This window comes from Crenothrix polyspora (assembly GCF_900163755.1).
Lineage (GTDB): Bacteria > Pseudomonadota > Gammaproteobacteria > Methylococcales > Methylomonadaceae > Crenothrix > Crenothrix polyspora.
On the sequence record NZ_FUKI01000161.1, the window covers coordinates 1 to 5,877 of the forward strand.

Below are 5,877 nucleotides of genomic sequence, written 5' to 3' on the forward strand. Positions count from 1 at the left end.
GCGGCGGCAATCCAGAGCCTGTTGGGCACGGCAAAGCTGAACGGCCTGAACCCGGAGGCCTGGCTAAGGAACACCTTGGAAAAACTACCGACTTGGCCAAACAGGCGTATTGATGAGTTATTGCCGTTTGCACCGGGGGCTATTGAAAAACTCAGGCAGGGGTAGTGGTTTTGGTGCTCTGCTCTTATGATGTGCGTGTGGGGGTATGGGTTGTTTTTTGAAAAAATCTAGAGGATATCAGAGCCGATGACAATGCTTTAGGTGGTTGCGCTAAACGCTTACGATCAGAATAGCTTTGGCGATGATGTATTTTTTAACGATGTCACGGACAACCGGCGCGGATAACGGCTTGACGTTAATCTCCTTCATTTTCCACCACAGCTTACGCACACGGGCTTTTTTCTCCGATGCACAGCCGACCACCTGGGCATGGTCGAATATCGCCAGCCAGAACGCCATTTGGGTGGGTGTCAATGAGGTTAAATCATCCACGGCAATCACTGGTTTGTCTGGGGAACGTGCCAGTGCCGGAATAATGGCGTGGGTCAGATCGCGCATACTCATGCGGTTAACCTGGCTTTTTACTTCCTTCCAGTCCACTTGTGTACCGGGCAAGCCGTGAAACTTGGCGGGTAAATCCAGCTCTTGCGCGGTAATTAAATCCAAGTCCAACATTTGCCGCGCCATTTCCACAAACTGGCCTTTGGCCTGGTGGTCACGTAGCGTTATCAAAAAGGCAATGTTGCTTTCTACCTGATCCAACGCCGCCCGTAGCACCGCCGATTTGCCAATGCCGACAGTTCCAATCAAGATAACGTGCTTGCCTTTCTTGATTTCGGCCACCACATCGGCAACCAGATTGTCACGGCCTATTAAACCGACAATATCATCCATCCTAGCCCCCTAATGCGTTATTGTGGCCTTGCAGGTAGGCCAGTAAGGTTTGCCACTCAGAACCCGCGTACTTGGCTAATTTGTAGCGTTGCGTCTTGGCCAATACATCTATTTTGGCAATCAGCGCGTCTTCGTCGTTGACTTTGCCGCCAATTGCCCACAGTTCGTTCATTTCGGAAGAAAAGCCTTGGTTGATGCGCTGTTTTAGCCACGCGGCTTTTTCTTTCAGGAATTTACGCCGTACATCGGATGCCGCTTGTTCGGCTTCCAGTGTCCGCAGTTGCGCCATGTCGGTGATGACTTTAGTGCTCAGGTCGTCGGTTTCTTTGGCTTCGGTGACTAATTTTAAGGCTTTCTCCCTGTCTTCTTGGATCGATGACAGTGGAATATTGATCTGTAGGCCGCCATACGCCGTGAAAAGCGTATCCCGAAAGTCGGTACCACCAAATCCCAAGCGACCACTCAACGAGGTGTTACGTAGCGCCCAGGTGACGGTATCCGGTTTATCGTAGGCTCTGGTAACAGTGTGCTGGGCTTGCAATATTGGGTTGGCTTGGTTAATAAACGTCAAAACCTTGTCATCTTCCCAAGCTTTTACCTGAAAAGGCAATAATACCGTTACAATTGTGATAATTCGTATAATCATGTCTATACTTTGCGCTAACAAAGTTTTATTTTTGTTAGTCTTAAGTCTAGTTTATGAATCAACAAAAGTTAATGCAATGAATCTAAAAGAAGCAGAATTATTATGGGGGGCGGGGGCGTTGCAAACGCCGGTCATTAAAAAATACACCGGTGGTGATGAGGGTTGGGTGGTTACGCTCAACGGAAAGCACAAGCTGAATGCCACGCTGGAAACCGCACGGGGTGAGGTGCGGGTTTTTAAGCGGTTGGATGTGGCGGTGGATTTGTTGTTTGGGTTGGGGGTTGGTAAGGTTGAGGTGGTGCGGTGAGTGAAGCAAATAGTGGATTGCTACCGCAAATTCACCCTATAGTAACGGCTTGCAATTGAAATCAGTCGTGCTCGTAATCCATGTAATTACGACCTTTTGGAAAACCGAAGTTGTTTAATCAAGGGGAATAATTGACTCTCTTTAGTTACACATACCCAGTTATGAATATTATTTCCCACATGTATTATGTAATATTCTTTATGCTGTTCTTCGATTACGACACTCTCTTTTTCGTATCCAAGAACTCGTTCTTCAAGTTCAGATAAATATACAGGCTGCATTTGTGGTTCGCATGTGATACCTATTTCCTCGTTTTTATTCAACATTTCAATGGAAACAAGGAAATCTTCCTTTTTTACTTGAAAAATATCGGTTCGTCCATTCGGCATAATTTAATTCACTTCCACACTAAGACTTAACGAATTATTCTCATCTTCTCGATAATCTAAAGCTTAACATATCGAAACCCATAGTATCTATGGATTATGATTACGACTTATCGTGTTGGTGCGAATCCACCTTACCGAGTTAAACTGTTGGATGTGGCGGTGGATTTGTTGTTTGGGTTGGGGGTTTTGGTAAGGTTGAAGTTTTACGGTGAGCTAACCCATCAAACAACCGTCAGCAAAGGCTTTTTATTTTCCTGGGTTGGTACGGTGTCAATCTTTACGCTTTGTAGCGCATGCCCCTTCAACTTAAGCCAAATATTGTATTCTTCTTTGCTTGCATCAGGCGCAATGTACTTACGTAACCAAATTCTAAATTCAATACGTTCATTGGCTGTCCGAAAATCGCCCGTCTTGGTATTGTAAGCCTTGGCTTTTTCGTCCCCCATTTTTTCAATGTAGGTATTTATCCAAAGGTGTCTTTCATCCGCTGACAGGGTGTTAATTAATTTATCGGCACGTTCACGTATAAAATCGGCCTTTAGCTCCACGGCTTTCTTTTCTTGGGCTTTACGTTCTGCATCGTCCTTTTTTGCCTGTTGCTCTTGGAGTTTTTTCTCTTCAAAAGGTGTTTTTTTGCCCACTACGGCATTGTTCTCGTACAAGGTACGGATATACCCAGCGGTTGAACCTTTAACCTGCTTTTTTTTGGCCTTGTCTTCCACATATTCGATAACCCCGCGTACACGGGTCTCGTCCTGTAAAACCCATAAAATAGCCAAACGCTCTCCTATGCCATGCTCCAAAAGGCGTTTAAATAACTCAGATTCCCTAATAGCAGTATGGTCATCCTGTATATCGGGTTTTAGCAGGGCTTGCTGAGGATTATCTGTTACCACAAACCGGACTGCGGACACTTTGCGGCCTGATCTTTGGAACTCCGGCATCACCTGTATATCCGAAACGCGGTTGATGTCATCAATTGGCTTCATGATGACATCGCGTTTAAGGTACTTAAATTCATCATACATTGCCGCATTCGCCCCCATGATTTTTTTGAATTTTTCAATCGTCCACCAACCAGTAGAGCCAACCAACTTGTACCTCAAGCAATTTTCGTACAGCGTAAAAGCATAATTGCCTTCAAAACGGCGCTGTATGCCAATATTGATGGTGGCGTAAATTTCAGGGTCATACAAACGTTGGGCAAGGTATTCATCATAGCGGTAAGTACAAAGACCCTTTTCAATATTGCCATACGACAACAAGGACATAACATGCCAACTGTGCTTACCGTCCTCCATCAAATTAAACTCAATGGCAACGGATGCTAATCTAACCAACACGCTTTGCAAATCTTCGGCATTGTTACTTGCGTCCCATCCCAACATACCCCAAAGATGCTTGATGGGTATTGTATGTGTCCTTTGCGTCAACAATTTGTCGTAAGCATTCAACAGCAAAATGTTAGAAACTTTTCGCTCTAACAATGAAAGTTCACCACTGGTATGGATAGTGGCTACGTGTTTTTTGACTTGGGTGGTGTCTAATGATTTCATCTTTAAAACCATGTTTATTAGATAATACAAGTAATTATATCAAAAGTGATGCTCAAATAAAGAAATAAAAGCTCACCTTAATTTTAAAAACAATTATCCCGTAAACCCTCACCTTTAATCCCGTAAACCCTCACCTTTAGGTGAAAATGATTGTCAGTAAGTGCTGAAATTTAAATTAAAGTATTGTTTTTATTATTATTTTATTCTATTTTTTTTCCTTTAGCGGTTATCCCGTAAACCCTCACCTTTAGGGTATTTTTATCCCGTAAACCCTCACCTTTAGAGGCATTTTATCCCGTAAACCCTCACCTTTAATCCCGTAAACCCTCACCTTTCCAGGCTGTAGCCTTTGGTACAAGCGGCCTACAGAAAGCTAAATATATTTAAATATGTTGTTTATTAAACAACAACAGGAAAAACAGAAAAAAGCTTGTTGTTGTTTTTTTACGGATATTAACGACCCTGTTTTTACAGCGCAAAGGCCAATTGTTAAATTTGTGAAACAAGTCACACAATACAGCTATATTTTCTGATTATTTATGCCTATACTTACAGAAGGGCTATAAAAACAGCCCCTCTGCCCTTTATTTAGTTACTTGATGACTAGCCTTTTGCCATTCGTTAAAATCGCGCCAGCGACATTCTCGCCAGCATTTATAGCGTTTTTAATCGCAGTCTTGTCAATCTTCCAACTGGTAACCTGTTCTTTAAACGCCAAAGGTATCGCTTCTTCATCAAAAATATTAACCGCTGCCGGATTGTTTTGGATGGAAAGCTTGAAATACGGACATTCAATTTTACTGATGCCGGTATGTAACATGCTGCCTTTCAAATAATCCTTAAACCACTGCACCCGATTTTCCAAGGCTTTACGCCGTCTGGCCATTTCTATCTCGGCGTTTTTGATCGCCTCGGCGGTGGCCTCCATATTTTTTAAAAACATAGCCACGTTAATGGCCTTGTCTTCCAATTCTCCAGTTAAAGCTTCCAGTGTGTCGTTGATGGCTTCAATCGGTAAATCCATTTCTGGATCAGTCAAAAAATCCAAAGCTTGCAAATAATTGCCGCTCAATTGGTACAAAGATAAGTTGCTCATGATAATGTCCTCGGTGTGGGCGGCGGGTAAGCGCCGCCCTTTCTGCCTTATGGGGCTAAAGTGGGTTGATAACGTGACGATTGATTAACGGCCATGCTGCCGTAAGTGTCGCGGATTTTGTCCAAATCCCAGTCACCTTTATTGCGGCTTTTGTGGTCGGGTGGCCTGAAATACCACGCGGCTTTTTTCTTTGCCCACCAATAACCCGACGCTTTTATCGTGGCTTTGTGCAGTTTTGTGTTACCTGTCAACCACACCCAAGCCCCGCACACTTCAATCGTGATGCCAACCAAACCAACAACGGCATTTATCGCCGCGTTGAGTTCTTCGCCAAAATCGCTGTTAACCTCCTCGTTAATGGGGCGTTCTGCGCCGTTGTAGTCAATATCGTGCAAGAACTGATAGGCCACATTAACTGCTTTCATCATTTCCAAACCGGCGGGGTTGCGGTCGGGATGGTATTTAATGCAAGCTTTACGGTATGCGGTTTTAATGGCTTCTTGGTCGGCCACCGCACCCAGTCCGAGAATAGAAAGCGCGTCTTTAATGTTCATAAACCACCCCCGAAAACGGGTAAACATCCCTACTTAACGCACTGGCGGCTTCGGCTTTTGCGTATTCTTCACCGACCCAATTTTCAAGCCGTGTTAGCAAACTTTCAAACTGAACCGGTGTTAATTCGGTGAAATGTTCAACATGCCAGGCTTTTTTTAGCCACGCCTTCACCCGCTCACGGTCTAGCCTGTAATCACGGATCTGCGCTTCCAGTAATTTGTGTTGGCTGGCGGTGATTCGTGCCGGTGGTGCTTCTACCTGTACCGCTTCAATGATCGGTGTCATTTCTTCGGCGGGGGTGACTTCGTACCCCGCTAAACTCATAATCCAACTGAATGCCAAACGGCAAGCCTTGCCGGTGGCGCGGGTTTGGCCGACCGTAAGGATTCGTGCGTGTTTGGATAGTAGTGCTCTGTAACCCGCATTAAACCTGG

7 protein-coding genes and 1 pseudogene are annotated in these 5,877 nt (G+C 44.6%); 2 read left to right on the plus strand and 6 right to left on the minus strand.

Annotation, left to right across the window (positions count from 1 at the left end):
- Positions 1 to 165 (plus strand): transposase domain-containing protein (locus CRENPOLYSF2_RS16245; protein WP_140396754.1); only part of this gene is annotated, 165 nt, incomplete at its 5' end.
- A 105-nt stretch (positions 166 to 270) separates the two neighbouring features.
- Here CRENPOLYSF2_RS16245 and CRENPOLYSF2_RS16250 read toward each other — a convergent pair.
- Positions 271 to 894 carry an ATP-binding protein gene (locus tag CRENPOLYSF2_RS16250; protein WP_087145003.1) on the minus strand — a complete coding sequence of 208 codons (624 nt, stop codon included), beginning with the start codon at positions 892 to 894 and terminating at the stop codon, positions 271 to 273.
- Between the two features lies 1 nt (position 895).
- On the minus strand, positions 896 to 1,540 hold the full coding sequence (locus tag CRENPOLYSF2_RS16255; RefSeq protein ID WP_087145004.1) for a hypothetical protein: 645 nt from the start codon (positions 1,538 to 1,540) through the stop codon (positions 896 to 898).
- Between the two features lie 76 nt (positions 1,541 to 1,616).
- Between CRENPOLYSF2_RS16255 and CRENPOLYSF2_RS16260 the strand changes: the two genes are divergently transcribed.
- Complete coding sequence (locus CRENPOLYSF2_RS16260) at positions 1,617 to 1,847, plus strand: hypothetical protein (RefSeq protein ID WP_087145009.1); 231 nt, start codon at positions 1,617 to 1,619, stop codon at positions 1,845 to 1,847.
- A 610-nt stretch (positions 1,848 to 2,457) separates the two neighbouring features.
- Here the strand turns inward: CRENPOLYSF2_RS16260 and CRENPOLYSF2_RS16270 are convergent.
- The 4 genes and pseudogenes from CRENPOLYSF2_RS16270 to CRENPOLYSF2_RS18915 all read right to left on the minus strand — a co-directional run.
- On the minus strand, positions 2,458 to 3,792 hold the full coding sequence (locus tag CRENPOLYSF2_RS16270; protein ID WP_245808034.1) for a replication initiation protein: 1,335 nt from the start codon (positions 3,790 to 3,792) through the stop codon (positions 2,458 to 2,460).
- Between the two features lie 592 nt (positions 3,793 to 4,384).
- Entirely contained in the window at positions 4,385 to 4,888 is a 504-nt protein-coding gene (locus CRENPOLYSF2_RS16275) for a siphovirus Gp157 family protein (protein WP_087145007.1), read from the minus strand.
- A 47-nt stretch (positions 4,889 to 4,935) separates the two neighbouring features.
- A complete protein-coding gene (locus CRENPOLYSF2_RS16280) occupies positions 4,936 to 5,442 on the minus strand; it encodes a J domain-containing protein (RefSeq protein WP_087145008.1) in 507 nt (168 codons plus the stop codon).
- Positions 5,432 to 5,877 (minus strand): annotated as a pseudogene (locus tag CRENPOLYSF2_RS18915) (hypothetical protein); the annotation flags it as partial. The pseudogene CRENPOLYSF2_RS18915 and the gene CRENPOLYSF2_RS16280, both read right to left, overlap by 11 nt.